14 protein-coding genes and 2 tRNA genes are annotated in these 12,961 nt (G+C 62.3%); 2 read left to right on the top strand and 14 right to left on the bottom strand.

From position 1 onward, the window contains the following. Nucleotides 1-47: 47 nt before the first annotated feature. Both ACSQ27_RS06070 and ACSQ27_RS06065 read left to right on the top strand, forming a co-directional pair. Nucleotides 48-302, top strand: coding sequence for a GlsB/YeaQ/YmgE family stress response membrane protein (locus ACSQ27_RS06070; RefSeq protein ID WP_436154560.1), 255 nt, complete (start codon nucleotides 48-50; stop codon nucleotides 300-302). A gap of 18 nt (nucleotides 303-320) precedes the next feature. After that, complete coding sequence (locus ACSQ27_RS06065; protein ID WP_436154559.1) at nucleotides 321-824, top strand: hypothetical protein; 504 nt, start codon at nucleotides 321-323, stop codon at nucleotides 822-824. Nucleotides 825-957: 133 nt separating this feature from the next. On the opposite strand, the gene ACSQ27_RS06060 is transcribed toward ACSQ27_RS06065, so the two are convergent. The 14 genes from ACSQ27_RS06060 to ACSQ27_RS05995 all read right to left on the bottom strand — a co-directional run bounded on the left by ACSQ27_RS06060 (nucleotide 958) and on the right by ACSQ27_RS05995 (nucleotide 12,864). Next, nucleotides 958-1,929: a response regulator gene (locus ACSQ27_RS06060; RefSeq protein WP_436154558.1), complete on the bottom strand. Its 972-nt coding sequence runs from the start codon at nucleotides 1,927-1,929 to the stop codon at nucleotides 958-960. Then, nucleotides 1,926-3,104, bottom strand: coding sequence for a hybrid sensor histidine kinase/response regulator (locus ACSQ27_RS06055; RefSeq protein ID WP_436154557.1), 1,179 nt, complete (start codon nucleotides 3,102-3,104; stop codon nucleotides 1,926-1,928). The genes ACSQ27_RS06060 and ACSQ27_RS06055 overlap by 4 nt, the downstream gene beginning before the upstream one ends. 3 nt (nucleotides 3,105-3,107) lie before the next feature. Then, nucleotides 3,108-4,445: a sensor histidine kinase gene (locus tag ACSQ27_RS06050; protein WP_436154556.1), complete on the bottom strand. Its 1,338-nt coding sequence runs from the start codon at nucleotides 4,443-4,445 to the stop codon at nucleotides 3,108-3,110. A gap of 14 nt (nucleotides 4,446-4,459) precedes the next feature. After that, nucleotides 4,460-5,806 (bottom strand): class I SAM-dependent methyltransferase, encoded by a 1,347-nt coding sequence (locus ACSQ27_RS06045; protein WP_436154555.1) that lies wholly within the window; start codon nucleotides 5,804-5,806, stop codon nucleotides 4,460-4,462. Between the two features lie 277 nt (nucleotides 5,807-6,083). After that, nucleotides 6,084-6,224 carry a type II secretion system protein GspG gene (locus ACSQ27_RS06040; protein ID WP_436155407.1) on the bottom strand — a complete coding sequence of 47 codons (141 nt, stop codon included), beginning with the start codon at nucleotides 6,222-6,224 and terminating at the stop codon, nucleotides 6,084-6,086. A gap of 117 nt (nucleotides 6,225-6,341) precedes the next feature. Then, nucleotides 6,342-6,417: transfer RNA gene (locus ACSQ27_RS06035), tRNA-Lys, on the bottom strand. Nucleotides 6,418-6,425: 8 nt separating this feature from the next. Next, nucleotides 6,426-6,501 (bottom strand) — tRNA-Lys (locus tag ACSQ27_RS06030). Between the two features lie 92 nt (nucleotides 6,502-6,593). Then, entirely contained in the window at nucleotides 6,594-7,373 is a 780-nt protein-coding gene (locus ACSQ27_RS06025; protein ID WP_436154554.1) for a tRNA threonylcarbamoyladenosine dehydratase, read from the bottom strand. A 22-nt stretch (nucleotides 7,374-7,395) separates the two neighbouring features. Next, nucleotides 7,396-8,511 (bottom strand): YeeE/YedE family protein, encoded by a 1,116-nt coding sequence (locus ACSQ27_RS06020; RefSeq protein WP_436154553.1) that lies wholly within the window; start codon nucleotides 8,509-8,511, stop codon nucleotides 7,396-7,398. Nucleotides 8,512-8,576: 65 nt separating this feature from the next. Further along, entirely contained in the window at nucleotides 8,577-9,338 is a 762-nt protein-coding gene (ybgF, locus tag ACSQ27_RS06015; RefSeq protein WP_436154552.1) for a tol-pal system protein YbgF, read from the bottom strand. 14 nt (nucleotides 9,339-9,352) lie between these two features. Next, nucleotides 9,353-9,886, bottom strand: a complete 534-nt coding sequence (gene pal / locus ACSQ27_RS06010; protein WP_436154551.1) for a peptidoglycan-associated lipoprotein Pal — start codon at nucleotides 9,884-9,886, stop codon at nucleotides 9,353-9,355. Nucleotides 9,887-9,950: 64 nt separating this feature from the next. Beyond that, on the bottom strand, nucleotides 9,951-11,240 hold the full coding sequence (tolB, locus tag ACSQ27_RS06005; RefSeq protein ID WP_436154550.1) for a Tol-Pal system beta propeller repeat protein TolB: 1,290 nt from the start codon (nucleotides 11,238-11,240) through the stop codon (nucleotides 9,951-9,953). Next, entirely contained in the window at nucleotides 11,237-12,097 is an 861-nt protein-coding gene (locus ACSQ27_RS06000) for a glycosyltransferase family 2 protein (protein ID WP_436154549.1), read from the bottom strand. Before ACSQ27_RS06000 ends, tolB begins: the two co-directional genes overlap by 4 nt. Further along, nucleotides 12,094-12,864, bottom strand: a complete 771-nt coding sequence (locus ACSQ27_RS05995; protein WP_436154548.1) for a glycosyltransferase family 2 protein — start codon at nucleotides 12,862-12,864, stop codon at nucleotides 12,094-12,096. Before ACSQ27_RS05995 ends, ACSQ27_RS06000 begins: the two co-directional genes overlap by 4 nt. Between the last annotated feature and the right edge of the window lie 97 nt (nucleotides 12,865-12,961).

The following is a 12,961-nucleotide window of genomic DNA, read 5'->3' as shown; positions in this document are numbered from 1 at the left end:
CGGGCCAATCCGGCCCCTCACCACCTCACTGACAGGGAGTTCGCAGCATGCTATCCATACTCGGAACCATTGTTGTCGGTTTGATCGTCGGCCTGATTGCCCGTGCCCTGAAGCCGGGCAACGACAGCATGGGCTTCATCATGACTGTCCTGCTGGGCGTTGCCGGCGCCTTCGCGGCCAAATACGCGGGTATCGCCACCGGTTTCTACAAGGAAGGCGATGTCGTCGGATGGATTGCCTCCGTCGTCGGTGCCATTGTGCTGCTGCTGATCTACGGACTGCTCACCAAAAAGAGCAGCTAGTCGCGAAAAGGGAACGTCATGCCCACGGCCCTGCAAATGGCATCCGGCGACGCCGCCCTCGCGGCCGCCGTCAAACGCAGCCGCAAGCTGCTCAACCGGCGTGCCATGGTCGCGGCCGCAGCGAGCGCCGTGCCCGTCCCCGGCCTCGACTGGATGGTGGACGCGGCCATGCTGTCCAGGCTCATTCCCGAGATCAACCAGGAATTCGGCCTCACGCCGCAGCAGCTCGACCAGCTGGAGCCCAACAAACGCGACCAGGTGCAAAAAGCCGTGGCCCTGGTGGGTTCCGTGCTGATCGGCAAATTCATCAGCCGCGACCTGGTTATCAAGGCCGCCACCAAGATAGGCGTCCGCCTGACGGCCAAACAAGCCGCCAAATACGTCCCGCTGGCCGGCCAGGCCGTCGCAGCCGCCGTCGGCTACGCAGCCATCCGCTACTTCGGCGAAGAGTACATGAAGGACTGCATACGGGTGGCAAGGCAGGCGCAGCTGGATGTGCCGGCGCTGGGGTATTCGGCCTGATTGCGGGCCGCGCGATTTTCCCGCGCCCTCAAAACAAAAGGACTTGGCCTTTCGGCCAGGTCCCTGAGAATGTTGGTGGTTCTGAGAGATTCGAACTCTCGACCTATGGTTTAAAAGAGGAATACCGCCGGACTCAATTCAGCGGCTCCGCCAGCCTGTCAATATAGCTCGCCAGCCAGTCTTTCGAAAGCACAAAGCCAGGGGGCACCACTTCAAGGTCGACTTCCCAGCCGCTGCCCTGTGGCGTCAGTTCCATGGACGCACCGAACCATGTCAGCCAGGCAAGCCAGGCTAGCGCTTCGGCTGGCGGTCCTTCATTCGTTGCGCCCTCCAATACGCCGTACAGCATCTTAGGCTGGAGAATGCGCACGCGGGTGCCCTCAAAATGGGCCTGTCGTGGGAGAGCCTTGGCCAGCGCCGCCGCCGCCGCAGTTGGCGATCTGTTCATCCCGAACTCGTTATGCCACTTCGCCAATTGCTGGCCGATGGCGATCTCGCGCAGGGCTTCGGCCTGCATAAGATCGGAATAATCCAGTACGTGCCAATTAACCTCCGAGGCGCGGCAGCCCAACTGAACAGCGCCATCCAGGTAGGTGTGCAGGCTTTCGTCACAGTTTTTGCCGATGAAGCCGGCGCACATCACTGGCAACTGGCTCACGCGTTGCGCCAGCAGCTGCTGCTGAAGAATCAGCATTTTCTCGTGCAACAGGCTATCGCGCTCGCTGCGCAGGTCGGCCAGTTCCAGCGCATTCTTCAGGTCCGCCCGCAGGCTTCCAAGGTCCCAGGGCTTGGTGATGTAGCGGTAGATTTCGCCTGAATTGATAGCCTCGATTGCCAAGCCAAGCTCCGAATACGCAGTCGTGAGCATGCGAACGACCAGTGGGTGGCGCTCCCTCGCGTAGCTCAGCAGTTCATTGCCGTGCGCACCGGGCATTCGCTGGTCCGTCACCAGGACTGCGATCTCGCCGGCTCTCTGATCCAGCAGAACTTTTCCTTCCTCCACCGATAGCGCGGTGAGCACCGGCGCCATGGGGCTCACCAGGCGCTCGAAGTATTTCAAAGCCATGGATTCGTCGTCAACGTACAGGATTTTGTCGGGTTTCATGCAATTGCCTCTTCTAGATTGGCTTCTGTGAAAGGGTAGAAATACAGGGTCACCACGGTGCCGCGCTGTGGTTCGGAAGCGATGTCAAGCGTGCCGCCTATGGATTGCACCACCCGGCGGCAAAAAAGAAGCCCCATGCCGGTGCCGCCGGAGCGGGTTTTCACGGGCACTTTGGTGAGGCGGGCCAACAGCTTGGGTTCAATACCCGGGCCGTTGTCCTCAAATTTGATCCACTGGCGCGGGCGGCCCCGTACCATGTCGGTGCCCACAGCGGCGACAAGCTTGCCGCCCGGCTTGCCGCGCAAGACCTGCAACGCATTCTTTGTCAGCGTGCACAGCACCAGGTACAGCAAATCACGCCGCCCAGGCAGCAGGAAGTCCTGCTCGACATGGATGGACAACTGCGCCCGCTCGTCTTCGTGCTCAAAAGGGTATTCATCCAATAGCGCCCTGACAAGCGACGAAGCCGCGACGGTTTGCGGCCGCGCATCCGGGTAGGCATCGCGCGCCGACTCCACGAAGGTCGATACCAACGAATTGCAATGCAGGGCGTTACGCTCCACCGCGTCCAACTGGGCTGCCACCTGGCCCGGCCGGTCTTCTTTGAGGGTTAGCGAACCTGTCCCCGCGTCAACGGTGGGCAAGCGCCTCTTCAGCGCTTCGATATGGCCGCGCACGATGGCAAGAGGGGTGTTCAGTTCGTGGGCCAGGAAGCCCAGCGTTTCACGCATCGCCGCGGCGCGGCCCTCGTTCATGATCTGCCTATGCGCGCGCTGTTGGTAGAAGGCCAATGCCGCTCGCAGGGCCGCGCGTGTTGCTTCCTCGTCCAGGGGCTTTTCCAGGATGCGGAACACCAGCCCCTTGTTAACGGCGGCAATGGTCACGTCCTTGTCCGCAAAAGCGCTGAGCAGCAAGCGCACCACGTGGCGATGGTTTTGCTGCACGGCGCCCAGCAACTCCAGGCCGTTGCGTTGGGGCATGCGGAAGTCCGTCACCAGCACGGCGATTTCATCGGAATGCTCACGCAGAACATCCAGCGCCTGGTCAACACTGCCGGCCATGAGCACCGTGAATTCGCGGCTGAAGCTGCGCGCGAACCACTTGCACGCCATCGGCTCATCGTCCACGACCAGGATGGCGCGAGCTTCAGTCGGTATGCGGCCCGTCATGTCCATGGATCAGGCCAGTTGGTGCGCCAGCGCCAGGTCGAAGGAAAACTCGGTCCAGAGGCCCTCTTCGCTGGCCACGGTGAGTACGCCCCCGTGGCGCTGGATGATGGAATAACTCATGCTCAAACCCAGACCCAAGCCCTGCCCCACATCGCGAGTGGTGAAGAAGGGCTCGAAAACGCGGTTCAGGTTTTCCGGCTTGATCCCCGCGCCGTTGTCCCGGACATGCACGCTCAGGCGGCCATTGCCGCAGTGCGCCGTGACGTCGATGCGCGGTCTCTGGGGCCTGGACGCGCGCGTCGCCAGGCCGGCATTGCTGAACAGGTTGATGAGCACGCCGATGATGGCCGGCTCGTCCCCCAGCACATGCGTGTCTTGCGGCAAGCCCAGTATTACCTCGATGCCCTTGAGTTCATAGCCTGTGAGGCGAAGTGCCGACTGGACGACTTTCTCCAGCAGGAAGATGCGGTTGCTGTGATCATCGCCCGGTTTTTGGTAGGCAAAGGTCTTGAGATCCGTCACGATGCTCTGTACGCGCTGCATGCCCTCCTTGGCATCCGTCAGACTCTCTTTGAGCGCGGGGTTCTGCGCGGTTTCCGGCTCCTGCAGCGCCATATTCAGGGCCATCAGGCTGTAGTTCACCGGGTTGTTAACCTCATGCAGCAGGCCTGCCGACAGCGTGCCCAGCGCCGCCATCTTCTCTCGCTGCAGCAACTGGCCCTTGACCTGTGCCAGTGCGTCATTCGTGCTTTGTAGCGCCGCATTTTTCTCGGCCACCTGCCTTTGCAGGCTGAACAACTTCAGGCGGCCTCGCTCATTGAAGTATGTGCAGAACGAGCTGATGGTCACAGAAAACAGGATGAATAGCGACGTACCAGCGAAAGTGTTGAAGTCCTGCAAGCCGCTGGGGTGGAAGTAGCAGGCGAGGAAATAAAGCATGTAGCTAAACAGACCAAAGACCAAGTTTTCGAGAAACTCGATCGGCAAAATAATGCCTGTGGCGTATAGCGCCAAGTGCAGTCCCACAAAATAGATCGAACCTGTGCCGTCCGTAGCCCAGATCATCCAGGCGATCATCACTTGCGGCAGCGCAAGCCACAGCAGTGTCAATGGCCGGGCCCAGCGCAGACCGTACGACGAATACATGACCCAAATGATGATGAGAGTGAGCACCATCGTCAGCGCGCGCGCACCGATCAGCATAGGTAATTGCGAACGGTAAAGCGAATAATCCAGTCCCACACCTATCAGCACGAGCAAGACAGAGACGATGGCACCTCCCTTGCTATAGGCCAACCGGAACGCGCCGAGTTCCTGGTGGTAAGGCGAAAACGTAGTCTCAGACATGAAGTCGGGCCGATTTATGCAATTTTCGGCACGTGAAATTCGGCAAAGACGTTAGCCCCTGTCTCGTCGGTAAAGAGCCTGGTTCCCTGGCGCGGTTCGGGCAATACAGCCTCAAGCCCGGCCTCATCGCGGTAGATCAGGTGCCACTCCAGCAGGTGCTCCATCACGTATTTCTGTGGATTGCTGGTGTGGACATTGGTCACCATCACCGAGCCGCCAGGCCGGGTACGGGCAACGAAGTATTTCAGCAGACGAGCGCAGACCTTGTCGGAAAGGTAGTCGAACAAGCCCGCGCAATAAACAAAGTCAAATACGCCGCTGTCGAGGCTGTCCTCATGCCTGGTGGAGCGCTTTAGCAACTGGTGCACCGAATCATTGACGAATTCCATGTCGACTTTTTTACCGGTGCGCTGGCTGACCTCGGCAATGCACGAACGTGTGTAGTTCAGCGTCGGCTCGCTGAAATCCAACAATGTGAAGGCCAGGCTCGACGGATGCAGGTCCTGCTCGATGAAACGTTGAATTTCGACGGCGGGCCCACAGCCAACGTTCAGGATACGCACCTGGCGATTTTCCTTGCGCCCCACTTCAGCCGCGCGGCCAAGGTAGTCAACCAGGATGTCGATGCGGTTGCGGTGAGCTTGCGCAACCGCCGACTTCAGGAAGAATGCATTGATGATTTGGAAGTAGGTGTTGTTGCCTTGGCGCGGGTCGGCCAGGATTTGATTAACCATCTCGTAGTCGCCCGCGTATCCCATCGGCTTGGCAAAAGTACGGTACACAAAGGGCGCTCGCAACAACAGGGGATGCAGCGCAGCTTGGGCGAAGTCACGGTGGGCTATGGACTCTTCGCCCACTATGGACTTAGCCTCATCTTCGAGCCAGACCAGGTATTCCTGACCCTTACGCATTAAGGGCGTGGCCAGTTCGTCGAACACATCGGCGCGGATCCGCCCATCCGGTTCATGCGGCAGAGCTTTGGACATATCGGCCTGGTCGGCCCAGCGCGAGGCTTCCGTCAGGAAAGCACGAAATTCGCTGATCATCACCTGATAGCTAGGGCGGATGCGAAAACGCGCATCCCATTCGTCTATGAAGCGCTGAGATTCAGAACCCACCCGCGTTAAGTCACTGCGAATGACGTTCAGGTCGTCCCATTCGTCGATCAAGGTCACCGACACCAGCGCCATGAGGCCGGTGTTGATCAAGGTCACCACCACGGCTTTGCCTTGATAGATACTCTGGTCGCCAGAGCGTATGGTCAATTCGCTGAGGACCTCGCTGATCTGGATGATGGAATACGGGTTGTAGATCTCCATAACCAGTGATCGACGCTGAACGTTGGTCAAGGTGCCGCGCACGGCATCGCCTTGGCTATTGCGGAATGTAACGACGGGGTCGATTGGCCGGAGAGGTTGCACGGGCGATGGGCAGGGGGAGCTGCGTTAATAAACCAAAATGCATCGGGCCCGCAGGGTGGGCCCGATGGAGATGGACTATGCGGAACAATTCAAGGCCTTCCAGGTGAGATTGTCCGCAGCCGAACAATCTTTATCGGAAATTTGGAAAATAATGGACATCACCTGCCCGCGACACAGAAAGCCTCGCTCCATCGGAGGAGAAAAACACGGCCGGCCTTCAGGCGCGCTCACCGCCGGGCTGCCCGTCTTTGCCGCAAGAGAGCACATCAAAATCACCGCCTGCGGAAGGAAGTGCGTGGACATACGACCGGTCCCGGGGATTTCCCAATGGGCCTGGCCCGAGGCGGCGAGAGAACATCTCGCGGCTGCGGCGACTCGGATTGAGGGAGTGCGTACCCATCATGAAGGCAACGCATTCTTGGCACAGCGACCAAAACAAAAGGACTTGGCCTTTCGGCCAAGTCCTTTGAAGGGCTGGTGGGTTCTGACAGATTCGAACTGTCGACCTACGGATTAAGAGTCCGCTGCTCTACCAACTGAGCTAAGAACCCGGAAATTCTGGTGGGACCAGCGGGGGTCGAACCCACGACAAACGGATTAAAAGTCCGCTGCTCTACCAACTGAGCTATGGTCCCAAGAAGGTATCTCGCGATACATCCCGGTTTTTACTGCTTCGAGGGCAGCAAAGCCTTGAATTATAGCGTGGTTTTTCAGCGCTCCGCAAAACTCAGGCGGCAATTTTGTCGAGCGCCCAGCCGGCCGCGCACAGGCCGAAGGTGGAGGTCACGCTGACGACCGATCCATAACCGTGGCAGTTCAGGCTGCCGTCGCTTTGGTCCGTGGCGGCGGGCTGCAGCACGGCCTCGCGGCTGAACACGCAGGCCACACCGATCTTGCCCTTGCGCGCGGCACCGTGCTCTTTGCGCAGCCGGTAGCGCAACTGCGCCAGCAAGGGGTCGTGCGTGACCAGGGACAGGTCGTCAATGTCCACGCGGTGCGCCAGCCGCTTGCCGCCGGCCGCGCCCACGCTGACCAGGTTCACCTTGTTGGCGATGGCCCAGGCGGCCATGGCGGTCTTGGCCTTGACCTGGTCGCAGGCGTCGATCACGGCCAGCTGCTTGCGGTCAAAGCCGCCTTCCAGGCCCAGGATGCCCGGCCAGTTGGCGGCATCGACAAACTCTTCAATGCCGTCCACGCGGCAGCCCGGGTGGATTTGCGCGATGCGCTCGCGCATGGCCTGCACCTTGGCCTGCCCCAGGGTGCTATCCAGCGCATGGACCTGGCGGTTGATGTTGGATTCGGCGATGTGGTCGAGGTCTATCAGGGTCAGCCGGGCCACGCCGCTGCGCGCCGCGGCCTCGGCCGCCCAGGAACCGACGCCGCCCAGGCCCACGACCACGATGTGCGCCTCGCGTATGCGCTGGGCGCCCGCCGCGCCGTAGAGGCGCGCCAGGCCGCCGAAGCGGCGCTCCAGGTCGGCGGGGAGGTCTTCAAGAATGGACGTCATGGACTGTGAACGGATGCGCGCCTCAGGCCGCGCGCTCAAGCCGCCAGATCTGGTATTTCAATCCCGCCACACAGCCGGCGAGGATGGCTGCGAGCGCCACAAAGCTCGTGAGGCTCAGGGTCGAGATGCCGGACAGGCCCTGCCCCACGGTGCAGCCCATGGCGCAGACGCCGCCCACGCCCATCAGCGTGGCCCCCACCAGGTGGTTGGCGGTGTCTTCCGCGTCGCGAAAACCTTCCCAGCGGAAACTGCGCGACAGCAAGGCATAGACGGCCGAGCCGGCCACCACGCCAAACACCGACACGATGCCCAGCGTGAGCACCTTGCTCTTGTCGCTGAAGAACATCAGCCAGTCCACGGTATAGGCCACGGGTGAGACAAAGCTCAATGCCTCGGCCCGGCCCGAGTTGGTGGCGATGAAGGCTTCCTGCAAGGTTTCCGGATGTTCGGCGACGTAGCCGAGATGCCCGCTAACCCACCACATGGCAGCGATGACGCCGCCTATGCCCAGGCCGGCCAGCAGGTTGTCGAAGCGGCGGAACTCCTCGCCGAACAGCGCCCAGACGATCAGGCCCAGGCCGATGAGGATTGCCAGGCCAATGCCGGCGGCGGCCGGCGTGATGCCGATGGCACCGGCCACCCAGTTCGGCAAGCTTGCGTTGGCGGTGAAATCCAGCGCCACCTTGTCGACGGTGGCCACGCGGACCACGGCGGTGATGCCCTTGAGCGTGGCGAAAGCGGCGATGCCCATCACGGCAAACACCACGACCGACTTGAGGCTGCCGCCGCCTATGCGCACCAGCGTCTTGCTGCCGCAGCCCGAGGCCAGCACCATGCCGAAGCCGAACAGCGCGCCGCCCACCAGGGCCGAGAGCCAGATAAAGCGGTTGGAGGCATAAAGCGTCTTGGCGGGATCGATGACGCCGGCCGCGGCCATCGTGAAGAAACCCAGCATGGCCACGCCTATGGCCATGCCCCACATGCGCATGCGGGTCCAGTCGCCCATGTTCACGATATCGCTGACGGCGCCCATGGTGCAGAAGTGCGTGCGCTGGGCAATCGCGCCAAAAACCATGGCCAGAATAAAACCGGCCCAGAGAACCTGGACCGTGAGACTGTTGAGTGCGGAGATATCCATCGCCCGATTTTAGGGCGGAATGCTTGCAGCGCCCGGGCGTGCCGAATGGCCTGCCCGGGTGCGGCTTACTTCAGCTTGGCCAGCCGTTCCTTGGCGACGGAGGCCGCCTCGGCCTGGGGATAGGCCTTGACCAGGTCTTCCAGCGTCTTGCGGGCCGACTTGGTGTCCTTGAGCTCCACCTGGCAGTTTGCCATGGAGAGCATGGCTTCCGGCGCGCGCATGTGGTCAGGCTCGGCCGTCACCAGCGAGCGGAAATTGGTCACTGCATCACGGTAATTGCGCAAGGCGTACTGCGCATTGCCCAGCCAGAACAGGGACGAAGCGCGGTAGCCGGTCTGTGGGTAACGTTTCAGGAAGGCCACGAAGCCGGTCTGCGCGCCCGCGAAGTCGCCTTTGCGAAGCGTGGCCAGCGCGGTTTCGAACTCCTGCTTTTCGGCGGGATCGGCGACAAACTCCTTGCCGTCCACGTTGACCTTGCCCGGCTCGAACTTGCGCAGGCGCTCGTCCACGCCCGTCGTCAGGTCCTTCTGGGTGCGTTGCATCTCGGCGACGCTGCGCGCAAGGTTTTCGTTCTGCCCGCGCATGGTGGCCAGCTCGTTGCGCAAGGCTTCGATCTGGTTGGACAGGTCCAGCAGGCTACGGCGCAGCTGGGCATTGTCTTCGGTGGTCCTGCGCAGCTCCTCGGCCGTGCGGGTTTGCGCCGCGTCGACTTTCTGGCGCAAATCGAGGATCGCCCGGCGAGCCTCGTCGTCTTCAAACAGGCCCGCATGCGCATTGAACGCGAACAGGCCGGCCGCGAGGGCCGCGGCGATCCGGAAGGTCTTCACGGTCGGTATCCGGCTTAGCGGTAGTTCAGTTCAGCGCGGCGGTTCTTCGCCATGGCTTCCTCGTCGGAGCCGGGAACCGCGGGTTTTTCCTTGCCGAAGCTCACGGCCTCGACCTGCGCATCCGACACGCCCAGCAGGCCCAGCGCGCGGCGAACGGCTTCGGCGCGTTTCTGGCCCAGGGCCAGGTTGTATTCACGGCCGCCGCGCTCGTCGGTATGGCCTTCAATGGCCATCTTGCGGGCTTTGTTGGCGGTCAGGAACTTGGCATGGGCCTCGATCGCGCCCTGGAACTCGGGCTTGACCACATAGCTGTCGAAGTCAAAGTAGATGATCTTGGCCACATTGGCCGGGCCCTGGCGCGACGCATCGGCCCCCTGGATCTCCACGGGCGCGACGCCTCGGCCGGTGGCGCCCGACGGGTCGCCCTGCGTAGTCTGGCCGGTGCGGTCTTCGACAGGCACGTCGTTGAGCTTGACGTTGGAGCCGCAGGCCGTCAGCGTCGCCGCCAGGATGAGAGAGGAGATGATGGAAAAAACGGTGCGTTTCATGGAGTACCTCTGCAAAAAATTAAAAATGGGCCGGGTTGACGATTGAAAAAATGACCGCTGCCGATCAGCGCTGGAAAGGGCCCCAATCGGGCTCGCGAATGTCGCCGCTGGCGCCGGACAGCTTTGCCTTGATCTTGCCGTCCAGCGTGGTGGTCATCAGCGCTTCCCTGCCCTGCTGCTGGGTGGCGTAGACGATCAGCCGGCTGTTGGGCGCAAAGCTCGGGCTCTCGTCGGCCGAGGTTTCGGTGATTGGAGTGACCGTGCCGGTGGCAAGTTCCATGACGTGCAGCTTGAAGGCGCCGCCCACCCGGGAGATATAGGCCAGCCAGCGCCCGTCGGGGCTGACCGCGGGGGAGATGTTGTAGCCCCCGGTAAAGGTGACGCGTTCGGCATTGCCGCCGCCCGGGCTCATGCGGTAGATCTGCGGCGCGCCGCCGCGGTCGCTCACGAAGTAGATGTAGCGGCCGTCGGGCGAAAAGGCGGGCTCGGTGTCAATGCTCGATGACTGGGTCAGCCGTTTCGGCTCGCCGCCGTTGAGGCCTATGGCGTAAAGCTGCGAGCCGCCGTCGCGGCTCAGCGTCGCCACGAGCTGCTTGCCGTCCGGCGACCAGGCCGGCGCGCTGTTGGAGCCGCGGAAGTTCGCCAGCAGGCGCCGCTTGCCGCTGGCCACGTCGTGCGCGTAGATCACCGGCTTGCGCGACTCAAAGGACACATAGGCCAGTTGCGAACCGTTCGGCGACCAGGCCGGCGAAATGATGGGTTCCGGGCTGGTCAGGGCCGATTGCGCGCCCTCCCCGTCGGAGTCGGCCACCCAGAGGTTGTACTTCTGGGCCGCCTTGGTCACATAGGCGATGCGCGTCGAGAAGATGCCCTTCTCGCCGGTCAGCTTTTCATAGACAAAATCGGAAATACGGTGCGCCGACAGGCGCAGGTCGGCCGGGCCCACGGTGTAGCTTTGGCCGCCGAGGTCCTGCCCGCGCACGATGTCCCAGAGGCGCAGGCGCACGTCGTAGCGGCCGTCGGCCAGCAGCGTCACGCTGCCCGTGACCATGGAATCCGCGCCTTTTTGCCGCCAGGCGCCCAGGTCCGGGCGGGTGTTCTCGTCAGCAGTGACGCCGGTGGTGTCGACCGGGCGGAACATGCCGCTGCGCTCCAGGTCGGCCCGCACGATGGCACCGATTTTTTGCGGTGCCTGCGCATCGCCGCGAAACGCGGCAACGGCGATGGGCAGCTGGGTCAGGCCGACGCCGGAGACTTCGACGCGAAACTGCGCAAAAGCCGGCAAGACAGGAAAAGCGCCGGCCGCCAGCAGGCTGACGAGGGTGCGGCGGCGTAGAAAAGGTGCAATGCTCATAGGGGAGATTTGGATCCGTGCAGGGAGGTTATTTTGACGGCGGAAGAAGACTCAAGTTCACGAAGCCCTTTTTCGGCCAGGACCACGTCGGTTTTCATGCGTTCAAGCACCCTTTTTTTGTTGATGGATTCCTGGTCGCGCGGGTTCTCGCGGTGCCAGAGGTGGAAGACTTCGGTGCCCATGAAACCGTTTTTCCGGTGGATGCCCAGGTGGTGGAGCCTGAGCACGAGGTCGGCATCTTCATGCCCCCATCCCTGGAAGGTTTCGTCAAATCCGTTGACGCCGGCAAAGTCCGAGCGCCAGACGCCAAAGTTGCAGCTGCGTATGCCATGCCAAAGAAAGCCTTGTTTTACCCTGAATAAACGCTGCGGCCAGGGGAGCAGGTGCAATAATTTGTTGCTGTCCCCCCTGAGGCGCGCGCCCAGCCAGAACCATACAGGACGGCTGGGCAGGTCGATAGCGCCATTGACTACACGTTCTGTCAGACGTTGGCTGATAAGCACCCGGCTCCCGTTCAGGAAACAGCCCTTTTCGGCCAGCCGCGCGTGCTGCGCCACAAAAGCCTTGTTGGGCACGCAATCCCCGTCCAGGAACACCAGGTAGTCGCCCGTCGCCTGGCTGGCCCCCAGGTTGCGGGCCCGCGCCGCCGTGAAGCCCACATCGGGATGCCAGACGTGGCGGGCCGGGCACCTGAAGGCGGGGCACTGATCGAACAGCATCTGCACCTGCTCGGGCCGCGAGCCGTCATCGGCCACCAGCACCTCGTGGCCTTCACCGCACTGCCCGGCCAGCGAGCGCAGCACGGCCAGCAAGGCATCCGTGCGGTTATAGGTCAGGACGATAAAGCTGATCTTCATGAAGCGTCCGGCGCTCCCTTGGTATCGCGCCGCAGCAGCCAGAGCTTGAGGTAGCGGTAATAAGTGCCCTCGGCGTTGGAGATCGCCAGCACCAGGCCCATCCTGCCGTCGAGGAAACCCAGGCGCAGGACATAGGTGCGTATGAAGGCCCACAGGCCATGCCCTATGGCCTTGCCGACCGAAGCCGACCGGCCCTTGGCCAGCAGGCTTTGCGCGCCCGCCGTGGAATAGCGGTTGGCCTTGTCGAGCACCGCCTCGAAGTTGCGGAAACTCTCGTGCAGCAGTTGCGAGCGCAATTGGCCGATCGGCCCCTGGGCCAGGACTTTTTCGTGCACCAGGTCTTCGCTGAAACGGGCCGCGGTGCGGCGGAACAGGCGGGTGACCCGGTCGGGATACCAGCCCGAATGGCGCATGTACTGCCCGCAATAGCTCGAGAGCCGGGGAAAGCAGTACACGTCGAAGGCCGGGGCCTTCAGGCAGGCCAGGATTTCCAGCTGCAGCTCGGGTGTCACCCGCTCGTCGGCATCGAGCGACAGCACCCAGTCCGAGGTGGCCAGCGCCAGCGCCCGGTTCTTCTGGATGCCGAAGCCCTGCCAGTCGGGGCTGGCGCTGACCTCGGCGCCCAGGGAGCGGGCGATCTGCACGGTGTCGTCGGTGCTGCCGGAATCGAGCACCACCACCTGGTCCGCAAAGCTCACGGAGCGCAGGCAGGCCGCGATGTTGTGGGCCTCGTTGTGGGTGATGACGGTGACGGACAAGCTTGCCAACGAATGCCTTTTCGATGATGAGGGAGAAGCGCCGGCGCAGGATGCCGGCACGGGATTTTGCCAGTGAAACAGGCCCGCCCCATGCGCCGACAGCATA

Source organism: Polaromonas sp. LjRoot131 (genome assembly GCF_964252805.1).
GTDB lineage: Bacteria > Pseudomonadota > Gammaproteobacteria > Burkholderiales > Burkholderiaceae_C > Polaromonas.
This window is presented reverse-complemented; position numbering and strand designations above follow the sequence as displayed.

Excerpts from the sequence above, each read along its gene's own strand:
- ACSQ27_RS06025 (WP_436154554.1), bottom strand. The coding sequence starts at position 7,373 with ATGACGTCCATTCTTGAAGACCTCCCCGCCGACCTGGAGCGCCGCTTC.
- ACSQ27_RS06040 (WP_436155407.1), bottom strand. The coding sequence starts at position 6,224 with ATGTTCTCTCGCCGCCTCGGGCCAGGCCCATTGGGAAATCCCCGGGAC.
- ACSQ27_RS06020 (WP_436154553.1), bottom strand. The coding sequence starts at position 8,511 with ATGGATATCTCCGCACTCAACAGTCTCACGGTCCAGGTTCTCTGGGCC.
- ACSQ27_RS06070 (WP_436154560.1), top strand. The coding sequence starts at position 48 with ATGCTATCCATACTCGGAACCATTGTTGTCGGTTTGATCGTCGGCCTG.
- ACSQ27_RS06000 (WP_436154549.1), bottom strand. The coding sequence starts at position 12,097 with ATGAAGATCAGCTTTATCGTCCTGACCTATAACCGCACGGATGCCTTG.
- ACSQ27_RS06060 (WP_436154558.1), bottom strand. The coding sequence starts at position 1,929 with ATGAAACCCGACAAAATCCTGTACGTTGACGACGAATCCATGGCTTTG.
- ACSQ27_RS06065 (WP_436154559.1), top strand. The coding sequence starts at position 321 with ATGCCCACGGCCCTGCAAATGGCATCCGGCGACGCCGCCCTCGCGGCC.
- tolB (WP_436154550.1), bottom strand. The coding sequence starts at position 11,240 with ATGAGCATTGCACCTTTTCTACGCCGCCGCACCCTCGTCAGCCTGCTG.
- ACSQ27_RS06050 (WP_436154556.1), bottom strand. The coding sequence starts at position 4,445 with ATGTCTGAGACTACGTTTTCGCCTTACCACCAGGAACTCGGCGCGTTC.
- pal (WP_436154551.1), bottom strand. The coding sequence starts at position 9,886 with ATGAAACGCACCGTTTTTTCCATCATCTCCTCTCTCATCCTGGCGGCG.
- ACSQ27_RS06055 (WP_436154557.1), bottom strand. The coding sequence starts at position 3,104 with ATGGACATGACGGGCCGCATACCGACTGAAGCTCGCGCCATCCTGGTC.